The 19,722-nt window shown below is 71.3% G+C and carries 20 protein-coding genes; 13 read left to right on the forward strand and 7 right to left on the reverse strand.

Going from position 1 to position 19,722, the window contains the following annotated elements:
• Positions 1 to 59: 59 nt before the first annotated feature.
• Both ABD785_RS27090 and ABD785_RS27095 read right to left on the reverse strand, forming a co-directional pair.
• Positions 60 to 737, reverse strand: a complete 678-nt coding sequence (locus ABD785_RS27090; RefSeq protein WP_344833636.1) for a DUF2786 domain-containing protein — start codon at positions 735 to 737, stop codon at positions 60 to 62.
• A gap of 64 nt (positions 738 to 801) precedes the next feature.
• Complete coding sequence (locus ABD785_RS27095) at positions 802 to 1,581, reverse strand: SDR family NAD(P)-dependent oxidoreductase (protein WP_344833638.1); 780 nt, start codon at positions 1,579 to 1,581, stop codon at positions 802 to 804.
• Positions 1,582 to 1,701: 120 nt separating this feature from the next.
• On the opposite strand from ABD785_RS27095, the gene ABD785_RS27100 reads away from it, so the two are divergent.
• The 7 genes from ABD785_RS27100 to ABD785_RS41390 all read left to right on the forward strand — a co-directional run bounded on the left by ABD785_RS27100 (position 1,702) and on the right by ABD785_RS41390 (position 10,997).
• Entirely contained in the window at positions 1,702 to 2,307 is a 606-nt protein-coding gene (locus ABD785_RS27100) for a TetR/AcrR family transcriptional regulator (RefSeq protein WP_344833640.1), read from the forward strand.
• Between the two features lie 73 nt (positions 2,308 to 2,380).
• Positions 2,381 to 3,898, forward strand: coding sequence for a TIGR02677 family protein (locus ABD785_RS27105; RefSeq protein WP_344833643.1), 1,518 nt, complete (start codon positions 2,381 to 2,383; stop codon positions 3,896 to 3,898).
• A complete protein-coding gene (locus ABD785_RS27110; protein ID WP_344833646.1) occupies positions 3,898 to 5,184 on the forward strand; it encodes a DUF2398 family protein in 1,287 nt (428 codons plus the stop codon). The genes ABD785_RS27105 and ABD785_RS27110 overlap by 1 nt, the downstream gene beginning before the upstream one ends.
• Positions 5,181 to 9,596 (forward strand): TIGR02680 family protein, encoded by a 4,416-nt coding sequence (locus tag ABD785_RS27115; RefSeq protein WP_344833649.1) that lies wholly within the window; start codon positions 5,181 to 5,183, stop codon positions 9,594 to 9,596. The genes ABD785_RS27110 and ABD785_RS27115 overlap by 4 nt, the downstream gene beginning before the upstream one ends.
• Positions 9,597 to 9,801: 205 nt before the next feature.
• Positions 9,802 to 10,461, forward strand: coding sequence for a class I SAM-dependent methyltransferase (locus ABD785_RS27120; RefSeq protein WP_344833651.1), 660 nt, complete (start codon positions 9,802 to 9,804; stop codon positions 10,459 to 10,461).
• A gap of 193 nt (positions 10,462 to 10,654) precedes the next feature.
• Positions 10,655 to 10,876, forward strand: a complete 222-nt coding sequence (locus tag ABD785_RS41385; RefSeq protein WP_425547824.1) for a pentapeptide repeat-containing protein — start codon at positions 10,655 to 10,657, stop codon at positions 10,874 to 10,876.
• Positions 10,877 to 10,919: 43 nt separating this feature from the next.
• Positions 10,920 to 10,997: a pentapeptide repeat-containing protein gene (locus tag ABD785_RS41390; protein WP_425547825.1), complete on the forward strand. Its 78-nt coding sequence runs from the start codon at positions 10,920 to 10,922 to the stop codon at positions 10,995 to 10,997.
• Positions 10,998 to 11,277: 280 nt separating this feature from the next.
• Here ABD785_RS41390 and ABD785_RS27125 read toward each other — a convergent pair whose 3' ends face one another.
• The 4 genes from ABD785_RS27125 to ABD785_RS27140 form a co-directional block, all read right to left on the reverse strand.
• Positions 11,278 to 11,982 (reverse strand): helix-turn-helix domain-containing protein, encoded by a 705-nt coding sequence (locus tag ABD785_RS27125; RefSeq protein ID WP_344833653.1) that lies wholly within the window; start codon positions 11,980 to 11,982, stop codon positions 11,278 to 11,280.
• Positions 11,983 to 12,317: 335 nt separating this feature from the next.
• Entirely contained in the window at positions 12,318 to 12,605 is a 288-nt protein-coding gene (locus tag ABD785_RS27130; protein ID WP_344833655.1) for a hypothetical protein, read from the reverse strand.
• A complete protein-coding gene (locus ABD785_RS27135) occupies positions 12,602 to 12,967 on the reverse strand; it encodes a hypothetical protein (RefSeq protein ID WP_344833658.1) in 366 nt (121 codons plus the stop codon). The genes ABD785_RS27130 and ABD785_RS27135 overlap by 4 nt, the downstream gene beginning before the upstream one ends.
• Before the next feature lie 88 nt (positions 12,968 to 13,055).
• Complete coding sequence (locus tag ABD785_RS27140; RefSeq protein WP_344833661.1) at positions 13,056 to 14,693, reverse strand: adenylate/guanylate cyclase domain-containing protein; 1,638 nt, start codon at positions 14,691 to 14,693, stop codon at positions 13,056 to 13,058.
• 153 nt (positions 14,694 to 14,846) lie between these two features.
• Here ABD785_RS27140 and ABD785_RS27145 point away from each other — a divergent pair, with 153 nt between their 5' ends.
• The gene (locus ABD785_RS27145; protein WP_344833664.1) at positions 14,847 to 15,356 is read left to right on the forward strand and encodes a PaaI family thioesterase; all 510 of its coding nucleotides are present in this window, start codon (positions 14,847 to 14,849) and stop codon (positions 15,354 to 15,356) included.
• A gap of 4 nt (positions 15,357 to 15,360) precedes the next feature.
• Here ABD785_RS27145 and ABD785_RS27150 read toward each other — a convergent pair whose 3' ends face one another.
• On the reverse strand, positions 15,361 to 16,155 hold the full coding sequence (locus ABD785_RS27150) for a thioesterase family protein (RefSeq protein ID WP_344833666.1): 795 nt from the start codon (positions 16,153 to 16,155) through the stop codon (positions 15,361 to 15,363).
• Between the two features lie 97 nt (positions 16,156 to 16,252).
• Here ABD785_RS27150 and ABD785_RS27155 point away from each other — a divergent pair, with 97 nt between their 5' ends.
• The 5 genes from ABD785_RS27155 to ABD785_RS27175 all read left to right on the forward strand — a co-directional run bounded on the left by ABD785_RS27155 (position 16,253) and on the right by ABD785_RS27175 (position 19,711).
• Positions 16,253 to 16,936, forward strand: a complete 684-nt coding sequence (locus ABD785_RS27155) for a FadR/GntR family transcriptional regulator (protein WP_344833668.1) — start codon at positions 16,253 to 16,255, stop codon at positions 16,934 to 16,936.
• Positions 16,933 to 17,577 (forward strand): sterol desaturase family protein, encoded by a 645-nt coding sequence (locus ABD785_RS27160; RefSeq protein WP_344833670.1) that lies wholly within the window; start codon positions 16,933 to 16,935, stop codon positions 17,575 to 17,577. The genes ABD785_RS27155 and ABD785_RS27160 overlap by 4 nt, the downstream gene beginning before the upstream one ends.
• Before the next feature lie 10 nt (positions 17,578 to 17,587).
• Positions 17,588 to 18,154, forward strand: a complete 567-nt coding sequence (locus ABD785_RS27165) for a nucleosidase (protein WP_344833672.1) — start codon at positions 17,588 to 17,590, stop codon at positions 18,152 to 18,154.
• Between the two features lie 124 nt (positions 18,155 to 18,278).
• The gene (locus tag ABD785_RS27170) at positions 18,279 to 19,067 is read left to right on the forward strand and encodes a L,D-transpeptidase (RefSeq protein WP_344833674.1); all 789 of its coding nucleotides are present in this window, start codon (positions 18,279 to 18,281) and stop codon (positions 19,065 to 19,067) included.
• A 20-nt stretch (positions 19,068 to 19,087) separates the two neighbouring features.
• The gene (locus ABD785_RS27175; RefSeq protein ID WP_344833676.1) at positions 19,088 to 19,711 is read left to right on the forward strand and encodes a hypothetical protein; all 624 of its coding nucleotides are present in this window, start codon (positions 19,088 to 19,090) and stop codon (positions 19,709 to 19,711) included.
• Positions 19,712 to 19,722 lie beyond the last annotated feature (11 nt).

Below are 19,722 nucleotides of genomic sequence, written 5' to 3' on the forward strand. Positions count from 1 at the left end.
TCGCCCACTCATGCCCAGCTCTTCACCCGCCCCTGACCGGCCACGCGCACGGCCGGAGATCAGGGGTTGGCGGTGAGGGCCGTGTGGTCGAGAGCGGCCTGGTCGGCGGCCGCCCGGCCTTGGAGCCAGCCTTCGTGGTTGGTGGGCGAACCTCCTCGGTAGCGTCTGAGCTGGGGGAAGAGTTCGGCGACGGACTGGTCGACGGCGGCGTTCCGGCTCGCCAGAACGGGACGGAGATCAGCCGTCGAGTCGGCCACGGCCTGCTCGGTCGCCTGGCGGAGGCGTTCGCCGATGCGCTGGGCGTAGGCGGACAGGAACGAGTGGCGGAAGGAGCGGGTGCGTGAGCGGCCGTAGTGGTCCTGACGGGAGCCGGCCCGCAGCATGGCCGCGGTCGCCTGGACGAGCAGCGACGTGAACAGCAGCTCGACGGCGAGCAGGTCGCCGGGGAAGCCGAGCACGGTCGCGCGGCCACGCTCCCGGTGCCACACCGAACGGCAGCGGTTGGCGTCCGCGACGACGTGCAGCAGCATCGCCTTGGGACCGGCATAGGGCTGCTCCACGACGACCGCCCTGTCGCCCGGACGCCCGACACCGACCGAGACGAGCGCCTCGTCGAGGTTGTACCGGGCGATGAGCTCCTGGGCGCGGGCGGTCAGCGCCTCGGCCTCCTCGGGGAACTCGGTCGACTCGGCCTTGTGCAGCAGCGCCCGCACCTTGTCCAGCATCCGCTGTTCCACGCATCACCTCCCGACCCAACCCTCGCACGTCCCACCGACACTTTCGGCGCCGGGGCGCGAGCCGTCAGGTGGTGACCCGGCCGCCGGCGATGTCGAGGGTGGTGCCGGTGATCCAGGAGGCGGCGTCGGAGGCCAGGAAGACGGTGGCCGAGGCGACGTCGGCGGGCTCGCCCATGCGGGGGAGGGGGTGGAGCGCGGCCACCTTCTCCTGGACGTCCGGGGGCATCTGGGCGGAGGTCCGGCCCGTCCGGACGGCGCCGGGCGACACGCAGTTGACGCGGACCCCGTCGCGGCCGACCTCGGAGGCGACGTGCCTGGTCAGCATGATGACGCCCGCCTTCGCCGCCGAGTAGGCGACCGGTGCGCCCCAGCCCGCGCCGGGCGGATTGGACGGAACCCGGCCGGCCGTCGACGCCATGGTGACGATCGAGCCAGAGCCTCGTTCCTGCATGCCAGGAAGGAATGTCTTGAGGGTGAGGAAGGTCGATGTCAGGTTGCCGTCGACGACGGAGTGCCATTCCTGCTCGGTCATGGCAGCGGTCGGACCCGGGCGCGCGATGCCGCCGCCGGCGAACGCCACCACGACGTCCACGGGGCCGAAGCGCTCCTCGACGGCGTCCCGCACCGCCTGGAGGTCGCCGAGCACCGTCACATCGGCCACCGCGGTCATGGCCTCGCCGCCGGACGCCTCCAGGGCGGCGAGCTCATGGTCGAGGGCCGCCCGGTCGCGTCCGACGAGGCAGACGCGGGCCCCGAGGGTGTGGAAGGCGCGGCCGGTCTCGGCGCCGATGCCCCGCGATCCGCCGGTGACGACGACGGTCCTGCCTGCCAGTTCGGGATACATGATGCTTCCTCTCGCCTCTGAGTGGGTACTCACTCATAATGAGCGCCTGCTCATTCCTGTGTCAAGCGCTTGGGTGAGCGCCCACTCAGTCAGTAGGGTTCGATCAGGAACGGAGGCGAGATGCGGGAACGGATCCTGGCCGCGGCCATAGAAGTGATCAAGGAGCGCGGCGTGGTGGGCGCGACCACCAAGGAGATCGCGCGCCGGGCAGGAGTCTCGGAGGGCAGTCTCTACAACCATTTCGCCAACAAGACGGCCCTGTTCGGCGCGGCCCTCGCAGAGGTCGCGGGAGGCATCCGGAACGCGATGATGAGGCTGCTCGGTTCGATCGGCGAGAACACCGTCGAGGACAATCTCGCCGTCCTCGCCGCGGCCGCGGTCCGCTTCTACGGCGAACTCCTCCCCATGACCGGCCCCGCCCTCGGCGACCCGAAGATCCTCGCCTGGCTGCGTTCGGGCGGCCCCGCGGAGGCGGGATCGGAAGCCGTGAGCCTTGGCGGCCCCGTCGCAGGTCACAGCGCTCTCATCGGCTATCTCGAGGCGGAGCGGGAGCTCGGGCGCTTCGCGAAGGACTCCGCCTACTTCGCGGCCGCGCTGCTCGGCGCCTGCCAGCAGCACGCCTTCCTGGCCAAGCTCGCCGACCCGGCCGCGATCACCGGGCACGCCCGCCTGCCGGCCGAGCCGGAGGACTTCGCCCGAGGCCTCGCCAGGACCCTTCTTTCCTGACGTTCGGCACCCCTGACCTGGGGGTTGTGGACAACTATCGTGACCAGTGCTCCGGATGGTGCACGCTTGACCCGTGGAAGTCATCGCAGGCCAGGATCTTGAGGCGCTCGCCGTCGGCGAGCGGTTCAGGCTGTTCAACTTCACCCGTCGTGACGACCACCTCGCCTACCTCTGGGTGCTCCGCGCGATGGACCGCCTTCGCTCCGTCCACCAGGTGCGGGTCCACGCCGGGCAGGTGGCGTCCGCGCTGACGGAGCTCTCCCTCGGCCACGGATTCCTGGCCGGGGGCGGCGCCCCCTGGGACAGGCTCGACGAGAAGAGCCTGCGCGACCGCCTCGACGCCCTCGCCGAGGACGGTGTCATCCACCGTCTCGAAGACGCCTCCCGCGCGGGCAGCCTCGCCCGCTACCGCAACCGCCAGTCCGTTTACCAGTTCAGTGAGCTGGGATTCCGTGCCTACACGGCGGTCGAGCAGATCCTCGCCGCCCGGATCCGCGACGCCAACCTGTCCAAGCTCGTCTTCTCCGAGATCCTCGAGGATCTGAAGGCGCTCGCCGAGGCGAACCGGTTCGGCGACGGCGAGCAGGTCTACCGCAGACTGAGCCGCCTCGACGCCGCGATGGAGGACATGACCCGCAGGTCGGCTCAGTTCCACGTGACGCTCGGCGACATCGTCCGCACCACCGACGCCTCGCCCGAGACCTTCCTGACCTACAAGAACGCCCTGCTCACGCATATGACCGACTTCATGGCCGAACTCGACAGGTACCTGCCGAGGCTCGACCGGGCGGTCCGTGAGGTCGAGGAGACGGGCCAGTACACGTTCCTGTCGCGCGCCGCCGATCACGACGAGCGTCCCTTCCTGAACGCGTCGGAGAAGATGGAGGACTGGCAGCGCCGCTGGTCGGCGCTGCGCGAGTGGTTCTCCGCGCGGGAGTCGCGCGCCGTGGACCTGCGGGAGGCCACCCGGGCGGGCGTCTCGGGCGTCATCGCGCTGCTGCGGCAGATCTCCGAGGCGCAGCGGGGCGGGGTCAACCGGGCCACGCAGCTCAGGCATCTCGCCGAATGGGTCTTCAACGCCCCCGACGAGCAGGCCGCGCACGCGCTGATGTCGGCGGCGTTCAACCTGCGCTCCGCCCGGCACCTCGGCGGCGCGCACGATGACGACGAGCAGATCTCGCCGCAGGCCACCTGGTGGGAGGCGCCCGGCATCGAGGTGTCGATCAGCCTGTTCCGGACGGGAAAGGCGCCGGTCGCCGGGCTGCCGCAGCCGGTCAAGCAGAACCGGGGCATCCGCGGAGAACTGCGCAGGACCCAGGTCGAGCAGCGCGCCGTCGACAAGGAGGCGGCCGCCAGCCTCGCCTCGGACGGCGCGCACGGACGAGTCCTGGACGAGGCCGAGACCAAGGTGCTGCTGCGGCTCCTGACCAGGGCGATGGAGGCGAGGACCGTCGTCGCCGGAGTGCTTCAGGGCGGGTCGGGACGGGACGACACCGTGGTGATGCGGCTCGTTCCGTCAGAGGCGGGCGCTACGGTCCGTACTCAGCACGGTGCGCTGCACCTGCCGGGATTTCGATTGGAGATCGGCTGATGGAGGCGACAGAGCTCGGCGCCTACCAGAACGCCGTCCGGCAGGTCCTGACGCGCGATCTGATCACGGCGTCCAGGCCCCGGCCCGGCGTGCTCGAACAGGTGCTGCCGCACGCCGACCAGCTCGTCCGGGACTTCCGGGAGCTGTTCGGATACCAGCTGATCGCGACGACCCATCTGGTCAGGCTCGTTCGGCGGCTCGACGGGTTCGACGCCACCCAGGGGCAGCTGTTCAGCCGCAACCGCAGGCCCTTCGACCGGCGCCGCCTCGCTTATCTGTGCCTCGTGCTGGGGTCGTTCCAGCGGTCCCGGGTGGAGATCAGCCTGGCCGATCTCGTGCGCAGCGTCGTGCCCGCGGCGAACTCGGTGGCCGGGCTCGGCTTCGAGCCGACGGTCGCGGCCCACAAGGCGGCACTGGTCGACGCGGTCGACTGGCTCGTCGATCACGGGGCGCTCCGCCTTTCGGACGGATCGCTCGAATCCTGGGCGCGTGACGACTCCACCGGTGACGCGCTCTACGACATCGACCACGAGATCTGCGCGGCGCTGTTCAAGCCGGCCCGGCCGGTCCAGCATCTGACGAGCGCGTCCGGGCTGCTCCACCATGGGATGCCGGATCCGCGCCGGGAGGCCAGGCGGATGCTGGTCGAGCGGCCGGTCGTCTACTACGCCGAGGTCCGGCCCGAGCTCGCGGAGCTCCTTCCACAGGTCGCCGACGAGCTGTCCCGGTTCACCGGGCTGCCCGTCGAGCGGCGGGCGGAGGGGATCATGCTCGCCGACCCGTCCGGGCGCTTCACCGACCGTCCCTTCCCCGGCCAGGGCGGCGCGGTCAACCGGGCCGCGGGGCTTCTGCTCGCCAAGATCGCGGATCTGGTGGAGGAGGGCGAGCTGGGGCGCCTGGGCGTCGCGGCGTCCGACGATCTGCTCGCCCGGATCGACTCCGCGCTGCCCGCCGACGGGATCGTCACGGGCCTGGCCTGGACACCCGCCGAGACCGATCCCGCGGCCGAGCCGGAGCCGCACGAGTACTGGTTCGTGGAGCGGACCAGGCTCGGCAGGATCGTCGACGAGCTGTACACGGACCTGGGCGCGGCCTCGTTCACCAGCACCTGGCAGGCCGATCCCGAAGGCCTGCTCGAGGCCGCCGTCACCTTCCTCAACGATCTGCGGCTGCTCCGCAGGGTCGCCGGCGGCGTCCTCGTGCTGCCCGCGGCCTTCCGCTACCGCAACATCACCCTCGCGCTGCCCGACAAGGCTCAGCTGACCCTGGAGGAATCCCCCGCATGAGCGAGCACGACGAGATCGCGGTCTCGGTGCCGTCCCAGGACCGGCGCCCACAGGACGGCGCGCACCGGTTCAAGCCCACCCGTGCGGGTGTGATCAATCTGTGGGACTACGTCGACGAGGAGTTCGCCTTCGCCGACGGACGCCTCGTGCTGCGAGGACACAACGGTTCGGGCAAGACCAAGGCGCTCGAGGTGCTGTTCCCGTTCATCCTCGACGGTGTGGCCGACGCGCGGCGGCTCGACCCGTTCTCCGGCGACAACCGGACCATGAAGTCGAACCTCCTCTACCGCGGTCAGGAGTCCGAGCACGGGTACGTCTGGATGGAGTTCGCGCGTCCGGTGGAGACCGTCACGCTGGTCATCGGGCTGCGGGCGCACAAGCACCGCGACGGAGTCGTGACGTCCTTCTTCGTCACCGGGATGAGGCTCGGCGTCGATTTCGGGCTGCTCAACGTCGACGGGCGGCCGCTGACCGAGCGGCAGCTCAGGGAGTCGCTGGAGCCCGGGTCGCACGCCAAGACCGCCACCGACTACCGGGAGCTCGTCGACCACAGGCTGTTCGGTCTCGGGAGGGAGCGCTACGACCAGCTCCTCGATCTCCTCCTGGCGCTGCGGCGTCCGCTGCTCGCCAAGGATCTCGACCCCGCGAAGGTGTCGGCGACGCTGACCGCGGGCCTCAGCCCGGTCGACGAGGGCCTGGTGGAGCAGGCCGCGCGGGACTTCGAGAACCTCGCGGCGGTCCAGCATCTGCACGACGACCTGACGACGGCGCACACGGCAGTGCGCGCCTTCCTGCACCACTACACGAACTATCTGCGGGTCCATGCCCGTTTCCAGCTGGATCGGATCGCTGCTCGCCGGGACCAGGCCGTCGACCACGGCGCGCAGATGCTCGCCGCCACCACCGAGGCGGATCGGGCCCGCACCGGGAAGTCGGCCGCGGAGTCCGCTCGGGCCGGCGCGGACGAGTCCCTCTCGCGGCTGCGGTCCCGGCTGTCCACGCTGAAGAACGCCGACGCCTACAAGGCGCAGGGCGATCTCGACCGGCTCCGCCACCAGGTGGCCGACGACGAGTCCCAGCTCGCCAAGGACTCCGACCGGCTCAGCCGCTCCCTCCAGCACGCCACCGAGCTCCGTACCGAGACGGAGTCCGCGAAGGCACGTCTTGACATGCGCCGGGCCGCCATCACGCGCCACGAATCCAGCCTGGCCGAGGCCGCGCATTCCGCCTCGATCTCTCCGGAATCCGTTCGTTCCCCTGCGGCACCGGCCTCCAAGGATCCCGCTCTTGCCGCGGGGGACGAAGGGGTCGCGCCGGGCGACGGCGAAGGCGTCGCGGAATCGGCTCCGGTGGGGAGCGGCTCCGGTGGGGCCGGGCCTCGGGGTTCGGATCCGGCGGGCGCCAGTGGTGCTCGCCCCGCCGAAGATGCGGCTAGGAGCGCCGCGGCGCGGCTGGCGTCCGTGAGGGCCCGGGCGACCGCGCGGCGGGACGACATCGCCGTGGTCAGGGCCGCGGTGGACGTGGTCGAGGCGCGGCGGGCCGATCGGATGCGGGTGGAGAAGGCCCAGGCCAAGGTCGCCGAGGAACTCCGCGCGCGCGAGGAGGAGTGCGCGGCGGCGGAGGCCGCGGTCGAGGCCGCCAGGGCCGTCGCCAAGAGCGAGCTCGAGGCGTGGACCGGCCGGTGGGAACAGGCGTCGGCAGGGCCGCTCTTCGAGATCCTCGACCTGATCGGACGGCCGGGTGCGCCGACGCTCGGAGAGGCCTTCGCCGACCTGTCCGAAGCACGAAGGACCGGTCTCATCGAGAAGTCCGCCGAGGTCAAGCACCGCGCCGACGAAGTGGCCGTCGAGCTGGCGGACCTCGGCCGCGAACGCGCGAAGATCGCCGCTGAGCGCGATGACGCCCCGCAGCACTCGCCGCTGCGGCCGGCGCCGCGTGAGGACCGTCCCGGTGCGCCGTTCTGGCGGCTCGTCCGGTTCGCCGACGGTCTTCCCGACCCCGACGCGGCCTCACTGGAAGGAGCCCTGCACGCTGCCGGGATCCTCACCGCGTGGCTGCATCCCACCGTCGCCGAGACGCGCGCGGCCCATGCGGATCTGACGCCCGACGCCTTCCTGCTTCCGCTGGGCGGCGGACCGTCGGACGGTGCGGGACGTCCGGGGCGGACTCTGGCCGATGTGCTGGTGCCCGAGGAGCAGGACGCCGTCGACGCCGAGGTGATCCTCGGGGCGCTGCGCGGGATTCCGCTGGTCGACGGGCTGGAGGCCGGGGCGTGGGGGGTCAGCCTGAGGGGGCAGTACTCCTATGGAGTGCATGTCGGGGCGTTCCCGAAGGAGCGGCCCGAGTACATCGGGACGACGTTCCGGGCGCGCCGGCGGCGCGAGCGGATCGCCGAATGCGACGAGGCGGTGGCTCGGCTCGAGGCCGAGCGGGCCGAGCTCGCGGCGGAAGGCGAGCGGCTGCGCGGGCTCCTCGAAGATCTCGGGACGGCGCGGCGGGAACTGCCCGACGTGCTGCCCGTGCAGCAGGCACTGAGCACGGTCGACCGGGTGGCGGCGCTGCTCGGCCGGGTGCGCGGAGAAGCCGTCGACGCGGCGAAGACCGTCGATGGCGCGGTGGCCGAGCTGGAGGCGGCCGTCCGGCGGCTGCGCCAGACCGCGGCCGAACGCGAGATGCCCTCGGACCCCGGGGAGATCGCGGCCGTCGCCCGGGCCGTTGACGACTTCGTCGCCGCCGGAGAGCAGCTGGCGAGGGAGCACGAGAGCCTCCTCGACGCGGAAGGGGACCTCGAGTCGAGGCTCGGCACCGTCCGGCGGCTCGACGAGCAGAACGCCGAGGACGCCGAGAACCTGGCGGAGCGGCGCGAGCAGGTCGAGGCCGCTCGCGAGCAGCTGACCGCCAGGACCGAGGCGCTCGGGGCGTCGCTGCAGGAGATTCTGCGCCAGATCTCCGAGGCCGAGGGGGAGATCAAGGCCGCGGAACGTCTTCGGCACGGTCACGACGCTCGCGTCCGAGCCGAGCACGATGCCCTCGTCAAAGCCGAGGCCGCGATCGAACACGGCGGGCGCGCTCTCGCCGAGGCGATGGACGTTCTGCTGGAGCAGATCGTGGCATTCGAGCCCTTCGCGCGTCCGGATCTGCGTCCCATCCTCGGAGTACCGATCACGACGCTCTGGCCGGAGCGGTGGGACACCTCCGCCGAGATCGGAGCGGCGGCCGTCAAGGAGATCACCGAAGGGCGGGATCCCGCAGAGGCGATCGAGGCCGCGCTGCCCGAGGCCGCAGAGGAGATCATCGCGGCCTTCGCCGTCGCCACGAGCGGCGGCCGCGCTCCCTCGGACACCCAGCGCAAGAACACGCGCGACGCCATGTCGGAGGCGTTGAAGGAGTTCAGCGACGCGCTGGACGACTGCGAGGAGGACTACCGGCTGGATCTCGACGCCGCCGACATCGTGACCGTGCAGATCCTCGACGTCGAGGGGCGCGGCTCGGTCTCCTCGTTCGCCGAACGGATCGCCGGGCGGCTCGGGGAGCAGTCCGTCCTGCTGGAGGAGCGCGAACGCACCGTCCTCGAGGACGAGCTCCTCAGCAGTCTGGCCCAGCAGATCTTCGACCGGGTCCAGGCGGCCAAGGGACTCGTCAAGGGCATGGACTCCGACACCCGTTCGCGCCCGATGTCGACGGGCAGCACCGTCGGGATCCGCTGGGTCCGCTCGGACAAGCTCGACGACAGCCAGCGCGCCGTCGCCTCCCTGCTCGGCCGCGACTCCCGGCACCTCGGCCCGACCGGGCTGGCCGAACTCCGCGGCCACCTCCGCCAGCTGATCAGGGCCCGGCGCACCCAGCAGACCCGCGCCACCTATCTCGAGGTGCTGCGCTCGGTGGTCGACTACCGTACGTGGTTCGAGTTCCAGCTCCTCTTGACCGAACCGCACGCCACCGAGCCGGTCCGGCTGACCCGTGGCAAGCACAGCCAGATGTCCGGCGGCGAGAAGTCGGCGGCCATCCACCTGCCGCTCTTCGCCGCGGCCAACGCCCTCTACTCCTCGGCCAAGGACACCTGCCCCCGCATGATCGCCCTCGACGAGGCCTTCGCCGGCATCGACGACCGCTACAAGCCGGAACTGCTCGGCCTCACGGTCAAGTTCGACCTGGACATGTTCATGACCGGCCACGACCTGTGGGCCAGCTACCCCACCGTCCCCATGGCCGCCCACTACGACATGCACAGCGACAAGGCCTCCCACACCGTCTCCGCCATGCTCGTCCTCTGGGACGGCACCCAGCTCCTCGACGCCGACGCCACCTACTCCGGCAACGAAGACCTCACCACCACCCTCCTGGGCTTCCGCCCCCACCGCCGCAGCCCCACCGCCGACGGCCTCCTGGCCCCTCTCCTCTCCACGCCCTGAGGCCTGCCCGAAGCCACCTGTCCTCCTCCACGCCGCCCAGGCACGCGCCCACCGAGTCTCACCGGCCGCCGAGACCGACCTGACTCCCTCCTCCGCCCGGGGGCGCACCTCGCCCGCCTCTCGCCAGGAGGCCGGTTCTCGGATGGTGCGGGGCGGTGAGCGGTTTGTTCAAGACGGGGCGGGAGCTGGGGGCGAGGGTGGGGGCATGAGCGAAAAGGGTTTTACGCCTGCGTTGGGGCGGTTCGGAGCCAGCCGTCTGTACGACCCGGTGCTTGCGTTGACGCGCGAGCGGACGTGGCGGGGGCTGCTCGTCGACCATGCGGCGGTGGGGGAAGGAGAAGTCGTCGTTGACGTGGGGTGCGGGAGCGGGTCGCTGGCGATGATGTTGCGGGAGAGGGCGCCGCAGGCGCGGATCGTCGGGGTCGATCCGGATGAGGGGATGCTGGCGCAGGCACGGCGTAAGGGTGCCGTGGGGGTCGAGTGGCGGGTCGGAATGGGGGACTCGCTGGTGGAGGAGCTCGGGGACCGGGCCGCGGACGTCGTGGTCTCGAGCCTGGTGCTGCATCAGTGTCCGATGGAGATGAAGCAGGCGATCCTGGCTTCGATGCTCGGGGTCCTGCGGCCTGGGGGCAGGCTGGTGATCGGCGATTACGGGTGGCAGCGGACCCGCCTGATGCGGACGGCCTTTCGGGTGGTGCAGATCGCCGACGGGAAACGTGACACCCAGCCGAACGCGGATGGCGTACTGCCCGAGCTGATGGTGGAGGCCGGCTTCCAGGACGTGCGGGAGGCCGAGGTCGTGCCGACCATCAGCGGATCGATCTCGGTCTACCTCGCCCGGCGCGAGGAGACCGGGCATGAGTGATTCAGAGCGCGTCCATCCGGCATAGGCGAGGTCTGGACGCGGCCGACGGGGGCGTGCCTGACGGGAGCGCGCCTGAGACGGTGACGCTTGAGATGAGCGCGCCTGATGTGAGCACGGCTGACGGGAAGCGTGCCTGATGTGAGCGCGCCTGATGTGAGCACGGCTGACGGGAGCGCGCCTGATGTGAGCGCGCCTGACGGGAGCACGGCTGACGCGAGCGCGCCTGACGGGAGCGCGCCTGAGACGAGCACGGCTGACGGGAGCGCGCCTGAGACGAGCACGGCTGACGGGAGCGCGCCTGACGCGAGCGCGCCTGACGCGAGCGCGCCTGACGCGAGCGCGCCTGACGCGAGCGCGCCTGACGCGAGCGCGCCTGAGACGAGCACGGCTGACGGGAGCGTGCCTGAGACGGTGATGACCTGCAGGGGGAAGCTCAGTGACGCTTGAGATGAGGGCGGCTGACGGGAGCGCGCTTGACGGGAGCGCGCCTGAGACGAGCACGGCTGACGGGAGCGCGGCTGAGACGGTGGCTCTGAGACGAGCGTGCCTGACGCGGGACGCTGGGCTCTTGTGAGCGTGGTGCCACCGGGTGGTGTGAATGCTGCGCGCTGGCAGCGACGCGCAATGTCAGGGCGCTCTGCGAATGCGGTCCGGTGCGGGTGGGGTCTGCATCGCGCGGCGCTGTGCGCGTAGTGCGAGTGACGTGGGTGGGAGCGGTCGTGCGGTGCGTGGTGGGGTGACGAGGTGCGGGTGGTGCGCGGCGGGGAGGCCGGCTTCGCTGGTGTCGGTGGCTCGGGCGCTGCGGAGTTCTTGTCGTTACCGGTGGTTGTTGGGGGTGGGGGGTGGGTTGAGGATTTTGAGGGCGGTTGAGGGGGTTAGGCCCATCATTTGGCGCATTTGGCGGGTGAAGTGGGGTTGGTCGGCGAAGCCGGCTGATTGGGCTGCTTGGGAGAGGGAGTGGCCTTGGCGGAGGGATTCGGCGGCTTGGCGGAGTTGGGTCCAGAGGCGCCAGCGAGGGAGGGGCATTCCGAGTTGGCGGTGGGCCAGGGCGCGGAGGCGTTGGGGGGAGAGGCCGACCTGGGCTGCCAGGGCCGGCATGGGGGTTCTGGTGGTGGACAGCAGGGTCATGGCCGCCAGGAGGCGGGGGTCCAGTGAGGTCGGGGGGTGGGGTGCTGCTTTTTGGATGTCTTGTTCTTGGAGGGTGCGGAGGTCGTCCGCGGGGGTGATGCCGGGGGCGCGGTTTCCACGTAGGTGGTCGGCGAAAGCGTGCTGGGGCTCGATGAAGTAGGTCAGGAGGGTGGGGGAAGGGAGGAGGCGGTGGTTGGTCATCGGAGGGACCAGCAGGGTCGTGCCGTGGTGGAGGGCGCCGGTGTCGTCCAGGATCGCCACCTCGCCCTGTGTCGCTATCGCGATCTGGAAGGCGGCGTGGCGGTGCATTGAACCGTCGGTCACGGGGCCCCGGTAGATCGCGTAGCCGTTGCCGATGGTGAAGCCTGGTTCTGTGCCGTTCTTGGCGATCACGCTTCATCGTGTCAAAGGCGGATGTCCCCGGGCCAGCCCGGTCGGCGATGGATCATCTCCGGGGTCAGCTTGACGGGCGGCTAGATGGCGGGCGGTCGCGCGGAGGGGGCGGTCGGGTGGTTGGGCGGTCGGGTGGTTGGACAGTCGGGGGGTTGGGCGGGTAGTGGGATGGGTGTCGACGTGAAGATGGCCGTCAGCGGGACGGCTGCCGCGACCGCCGGGAGGACGAGCGTGGAGGCACCGTCTGTCCCGGCGGCCGAACCGGCCGAGCTTGAAGGAGAAGTCGTGAGGGGCAGGATCGCCGCCCAGGAGGCGGGGATCGATACCGCGATCAGCTACGGGTCGGAGGACAGGGGGCGCACACTGCGGCGGTGGTGCGCGGTCAGTAGCGCGACCACGACCACGACCACGACCACGACCACGACCACGACCACGATCGCGGTCACGATCGCGATCGTGAAGGTCAGGCTGACGCCGACGAGGCTGAGCTGGATCGAGGAGCCAGGCTCCCGCCCGGCGGGCCCGGTGGTGCTCTCGTGCAGCTGGTGGGAGCGGCCGAAGTCGCCGCGGGCGATCCGGCCGAGAAAGTCGCGTACTGCTGTGGGTTGAGGGGCGGGGGTCATGGGGTGAGGGCGCCCAGTTTGTCCAGGCGTTGGAGGACGGCGTTGCGGCCTCGGCCGAAATGGGTGCTGAGGGTGGGGGTGTCGGCGCCGTTGCGGCGGAGGGTGAGGAGCTCGGTGTCGGCGGCCTTGGTCCAGGGGCGGAAGGCGTTGGGGCTGGTCTCGCGGATTCGGGTGAGGTCGCGGCGGGTGGGGAAGGTGATCTCGGACAGGGAGGACAGGGGGGTTTCGGCGATCTGTTCGTTCTTTCTGAAGGCGCGGAGGGTGGGGCCGTCGACGGTCAGGCGGTCGGCGGTGAGGGGGAGTTCGGTGATGTCGTCGCCGTTGAAGCGCTGGGGGGCGGTGAACGCCAGCTGAATGTCCATGCGTCCAGGATGCGGAACTCAGCCGGTGATCGTTGTGAGGGCTGTGGACGAGCGTCCCGGTGAAGCTTGTGAGGGCTGTGGGCGGTCGTCAGCCGTTGCGGGGCTCGCGGCGGAGCAGGGGGAGGACGCCCAGGCGGCGACGGCGGCGGGCCGACGGGGGGAGCAGGGGAGGGAGGGGTGCGTCGGTGGGGCGGGGGCTGGCCAGGAGGGTGGGGCGGGGGCGGCCGCGGAGGGTGACGGCCTGGGTGGACTCCCAGTGGAGGGACTCCACGGGGTCGCAGTCCTCCAGGAGGTCGGAGTTGGCCAGGACCCGGGACGGGGAGGACTTGGCCAGGTCGGAGAGGCGGGCCGCCTCGTTGACCGGGTCGCCGATGACCGTGTACTCGAAGCGCTGCTCGGCGCCGATGTAGCCGGCCACCACCGGGCCGCAGGAGACGCCGACGCCGGCCAGGACCTCGGGGATCTCCAGGGGGAGGCGGGCGGCCAGTTCGCGGGCGGCCGTCAGGGCTCGGCCCGCGGCCTCCTCCTGGGGGACGGGGGCGCCCCAGACGGCCAGGGCCGCGTCGCCCTCGAACTTGTTGATCCAGCCGCCGTTGCGGTTGACGCAGTCGACGACGACGCCGAAGAAGGCGTTCAGGAGGGCGACGACCTCGTCCGGGGGGCGTTCCGCGGCCATCTTCGTGGAGCCCGCCAGATCCACGAACAGGACCGCGACGTCCTTCAGCTCCCCGCCCAGCGCGATGTCGGAGTCGAGGGCGAGCTTGGCGACGTCGGGACCGACCTGGCGGGAGAAGAGGTCCTGGAGGCGTTCGTGGGCGCGCAGGCCGGCGACCATCGAGTTGAAGCCCGCCTGGAGCTGGCCGAGCTCGCTGGCGTCGTAGACGACGATCGAGGTGTCGAGGTCGCCCTTGGCGACCCGGGTCATGCCCTGCCGGACGCTCTGGATCGGATCACCGATCGCCCGGACGGCCACGAACGTCACCTGGAAGCTGATCACGAGCGCCGTGCAGCCCAGCACCAGGACGGTCTGCGCCACCTCATGACGTTCGAACTTGATGTCCGTCATCGCGACGATCGCCACGACGATCAGCCCGAGCAGCGGGACCGCGGTACCGAGCCCCCAGGCCAGCATCGACCGTGTCGTCACCCGGGAGAACGGGTGCTCGCGCGGCGGCTGGGTCGCCAGGACGAGGGCCGCGGCCGGTCGCAGGAGACGTTCGGCGAGGAGGTAGACCAGGCCGAGCGTCGTGAACGCGCCCAGCAGGCAGGTCATGCCCATCTTCAGGGCCATGAGGGGGCCGTAGTGGCTGTTGAGGGCCGTCCAGCCGATCGCGCCGACGCCCCACAGGGCGGCCTGGATCAGCGTGATCCGGGCCGGGCCGAGCAGGACGGCGTGGCGCTGTTCGAGGTCGGGCGGGCCGCCCTCGCGCACCAGCCTGCGGATCGGGGCCCAGGCCCGCATCACGAGCAGGACCGCGATGGGAACGGCGACGACGGGATAGGCGAGGAAGGCGAAGAGGTTCACCCACATCGCGCTCCGAGGCACGCCCGGCGGATCGGGGATGACGGCGAAGACGAAGACGAGCACGACCGCCGCGCCGCTCGCGTTGGCGATCGCCACCGTGGACGCGACGAACCAGCGAACCCGCAGCTCGAGGAAACTGCGAGGGGCCCCCGGGATCGCCGTGAGCTTCGCGCTCAGGGCGTCGAGATGCTCTCGGTTCACGGTCCACCTCCGACGGCCGTCACTCTACGGATTACGGGCGACTCGCGATAGGTCGCAAATCACAGGTGATTATGACCGATCCCACAGGAATCACATGAAATTCGGTCAATACCGAGAAGTAATATGTATGGGCCATATATGAAAGAGGCCAGAATGACCGCTTCCGCAGCCACCACTCCCCCTCCCGGGGCGACCGTCCCGACCCTCGCCGGTGCGACGATCACGCCCGGGGACCTGATGCGGGCCGGCAGCTACGACATGTGCTTCGGCTGCGGCACCGGGCACGAGACGGGGCTGCGGGTTCAGCGCACCGCGTTCGACGAGGACGTCGTGCTCGGGCACTTCCTGGTCACCGACCAGCACCAGGGCGCGCCCGGCCTGGCCCACGGCGGGCTGCTCGCCACCGCGATGGACGAGATCCTCGGCACCGCCGCCTGGTCGCTCGGGAAGATGGCCGTCACGGGCCGCCTCGAGACCGATTTCCGGGCTCCGGTCCCGGTCGGCAGCACGCTCTACCTGAAGGCCTGGTGCACGGGCGTCGAGGGCCGCAAGATCTACCTCTCGGGCGAGGGGCGGCTCGGGGACCCCGACGGGCCGCTGGCCGTCCAGGCCGCCGCCCTGTTCGTCGAGGTCCCCCGCGAGCACTTCACGAAGGAGCGCTGACGGCTCAGGGGCCGACGACGCGGGCGAGCTGACGGGACTGGGCGACGAGCCGGTCCTTGGAGTCCCAGATCTCGACGTCCTCCTCCAGGTGCCCACCCGCGAGGTTCCGGGTGGAGGCGACCACCCGCAGCCATCCGGGAGCGGGCAGGGCCCGGACATGGACGGTCAGCTCCAGCGTCGGCACCCAGCCCTGGACGCCCATCTCGAAGGCCACCGGCGGAAGCGCGTCCACGGCGAACAGCAGGGTGCAGGGATCGGGCTCCTGGCCGTCGGCCAGCCGGAACCAGCTGCGCATCTCCCCGCGCCCGGACGGCGCGCCGGCGGCCCATCCCGCGGTCGCCGGGTCGACCCGGAGGTCGGCGTGGCCGAGCAGGGTCACGAGCCGCTTGAACGAGTCCGGGGCCTCGAAGCAGTCCTCGACCTGGGGGAGGACCGGGGGCTCCGCCGAGGTCCTGACGTCGTCGGGCAGTGATTCCAGGTCGCCGAAGCCGGCCAGCACCCTGATCCGCTCCTTCCCGTCCTGGAAGAGGGAGGCCTGTGCGGACGTCAGCGTCCGGCCCGAGCGGATCACCTCGGTCGTGATCGTCGCGGGGCCCGGAGCGGCCGGGCGCAGGTAGTGGGCGGTGACGGTCATCGGGTGCGGATGGGCCGAGACGCGGCCGAGGGCGCGCGTGACCAGCGCGAGGAGGTAGCCGCCGTTGGGGGCGGGGCCGCCGGTGCCCCAGGAGTCGGCGATCTCCGCGGTCGCCACGCCGTCGACCAGCGTGCTCGCGGTCGCCCGCTCGAACTCCGAAATCATTCCGAACCTCCGTCTTGACGCTTATCGGGGCATACTGCCACACTCGCGGCATTGGCCCAGTGGCTCATCCACTGGGCCGGCCGAAAGGACCGACCGCGTGACCGACCCGATCGCCCGGGACACCGTCGTGGACGCCCTCGTGAACCGGCTCAGGACGGAGATCCTCGGCGGCCTCTACCCGCCGGGCTCCTATCTGCCGCCCGAGCGCGAGCTCGCCGCCGGCTACCAGGTCACCCGCACCTCGCTCAAGCACGCGCTGGTCCGCCTCGCCCAGGCCGGGCTGCTGGAGACCCGGCACGGCGTCGGGACCCGGGTCCGCGACTACGAGCGGCTCGGCGGGCCCGAGCTGCTGCCGATGCTCGTCCGGGTGGCGGGCCCCGACTGGGCGGCGGAGATCTTCGACGCCCGCCGCGAGATCGGCGCGCTCGTCGCGGCCCAGGCCGCCGCGCGCGCCTCCCTCGGCCACCGCGCGCACCTGTCCGACGCCCTGACGGCCCTGCGCTCCGCCGCCGACCCGCAGCAGGGCGAGGCCGAGATCCACCGGCTGATCGCGGCCGCCACCGGCAACCGCGTCTACTCCCTGCTCGTCAACTCCCTCCTCAACGCCTACCTGGAGGTCGGCGACCTGTTCCGTCATGTCTTCACCGACGCGGAAACCACGGCCGACCGCATCGAACCCCTGGTCAGAGCCATCGCCGACGGCGACCCGGCCCAGGCCCACGAGGAAGCCGTGCGCTACCTCGACCGCACCCGCGACCTGATGATCGGAGCGCTGAAGTGAAGGACTTCCGCAAGAACGGGCTCACCCTCGCCGAGGCCGCCCGCGTCTTCTCCGGGCACCGCAACGCCCGCGTTCTGCTCCCCGCCGCCGCGACCGCGATCGCCGCCCGCGCCCTGATGGGACGGTTCACCAGGAGGGACGCCGTGGTGGCAGGGGCGGCGGTGGCGATGGAGCCGTTCGTGGAGTGGCTGGTCCATGTCCACGTCCTGCACGCCAAGTACCGCAAGGGCGAGGAGACGCTCATCGCCCGCTCCCACCGCATGCACCACCAGGATCCGCGCGACCCCGGGCTGGTCTTCATCCCCGAGCACGTGGTCCTGCCCGCCGTGGCCGGGATCGCGGTGATCAACGCCGTGCTCCTGCGCCGCCCCCGCGCGGTCATGACGGGCGTCGCGACGACGTGGACGCTGCTCGCCGCCTACGAGTGGACGCACTTCCTCATCCACTCCTCCTACGTCCCGAAGACCGCGCTCTACCGGACGCTGCGCCGCACCCACCAGCTCCACCACTTCCGCAACGAGAACTACTGGTACGGGATCATCACGCCGGTCTCGGACAAGGTCCTCAACACCTATCCGGGCAAGGACGAGGTGCCGCCGTCCAAGACGGTCAAGAACCTCGGCGTGACGGAGTCCGTATAGCCTCTGGATCATGCGTCTCTCCGGAATCGTCACCCCCGACCGCCCGCTGATCGTCGTGGCGGCGGACGAAGAGGCGGCTCACCTCCAGACCGGGCTTCCGGTGCTGCTGACGGGCATCGGAAAGGTCAACGCGGCCGTCGCGGTGGCCGCGGTCCTGGCCGTCCACCGGCCGTCCGAGATCATCAACCTCGGGACGGCCGGAGCCCTCCGCCCGGGCCTGCGCGGCACCCACGAGATCTCCCGGGTGATCCAGCACGACCTCGACGGCGAGGCCATCGAGGAGCTGACCGGACGCCCCACCGGGGTGCCGATCGACCTCGCCGCGGAGGGGCCCGTCCTGGCGACCGGCGACAAGTTCGTGTCGACCACCGAGCTGCGCGATCTCCTGGCCCGGCGGGCCGACCTGGCCGACATGGAGGGCTACGCCGTGGCGGCGGCGGCCCGTGCGGCGGGGGTCGGGGTGCGGCTGGTCAAGCACGTCAGCGACGAGGCGAGCGAGGGCGCGGCGACCACCTGGAAGGACGAGGTCGACGCCTGCGCCAGGGATCTGGCCGCCTGGGTCGCCACCCATCTCTGACGTCCGCGAATCTCACTCAAGGTAACGGATTCGCTACCTGTTGACACGTTCGGTGCCTGTGATGCCTGTTACTCATGGTAGGTAAGTGTTCACTCAATGACACGCCAACCGAGGGTAATCTTCCATGCGCCGAAACGTCGCGGCGGGCGTCCTGGCCGGATGCGCGCTGAGCGCGGCCGCCTGCGCCGGCTCTCCGGCCTCGCCCAGCACGTCGGAGTCCCCGGCGGCCGAGGCCGTCCCGGCGGACCTGCCGGAGTCCACCACGTTCACGACGATCAAGGGCCTGCCGGCCGACCTGGCGGCGTCGAAGGTCCCTGACGGCACGGTGGTCAGCCCGAAGTCCGCCACCGTGATCTACGACGCCCCGGACGGCGAGCCGCGGGCGATCCTGCCCGCGTCCCAGCTCAACAGCCCGACCTGGGTGCCCGTCGTCGAGACCGTCCCGGGCTGGCACCGCGTCATGCTGCCCAGCAGGCCCAACCGGAGCACCGGCTGGATCCGCACGGACGGCATCGAGGCCGCCCGCAGCGAGTACGCGATCAGGGTCGCGCTCAAGGCGCGCAAGCTCACGATCTACAAGTCCGGCAGGGCCAGGGGGAGCTGGCGGGTCGCCGTGGGCGCCCCGGGCACCCCGACCCCCGTCGGCCGGACGTTCCTGCTGGCCAGCCTCGCCACCGGCAAGGCCCAGAAGGGTTCCAAGACCACCCCAGCGGGCGCCGTCCTCCCGGTCGGCGCCCACTCCGCGACGCTCGACACCTTCGGGGGAGGACCCGGCACCGTGGCGTTCCACGGCTGGCCGGACGCGAAGGTGTTCGGCAGAGCGGCGAGCCACGGCTGTGTCCGCGTCCCACCGGCCGCGCTGAAGGCTCTGTCTTCGGTCCCGCTGGGCAGCCCGGTGCTCATCACCGCATGAACACATCATCAGGGAGAACCATGAAGACGTTGACGGCCGTCCTGGCCGCCACTGCCGCCTTGACCGCCCTCGCCGGGGCCCCCGCCCAGGCGGGCGGTGCCCACGGCTCGGCGTTCGGCGTCGCGGCGAAGGGGGTCGTGGCGATCGCCCCGACCCCCTACGTGAAGTCGTCGACGGCGGAGACCGTCACCAAGGCGCTGGTCAAGCTGCCGCCGAACGCGCTGCTCAGCGCGTCGGTCAACGAGGTCGCCGCGAGCAGGCACCACGCGAAGGCCGCGCTGGCCGACGTCGTGGTGGGGCGGCTCGGCCTGCGGGCCACCGCGGTGACGGCGAGCTGCGACAACGGGACGGGCGGAGCGGCCCTGGCCGACGTCGCCCTCGGGGCCGCCGAGATCCCCCTCTACCCGAAGCCGAACAGCGGGATCGTCGTTCCGCTGGGTGCGCTGGGCAAGGCCGAGGTCGTGCTCAACCGCCAGGTCAGGCTGCCGGGCGGCGGCATCTCGGTCACCGCGATCCAGGTCAGTGTCGTGCTGGCCGGGACGATCACGCAGACGATCGACATCGCGTCGGTGACCTGTGCCGGTGCCCCCCGGCTCGCTCGCCCGCCGAAGGCCGTCGTCGGCGATCTCGTCGTGGCCGGCTGACCGGCGCCCGC

This window comes from Actinocorallia longicatena, from assembly GCF_039534125.1.
Lineage (GTDB): Bacteria > Actinomycetota > Actinomycetes > Streptosporangiales > Streptosporangiaceae > Actinocorallia > Actinocorallia longicatena.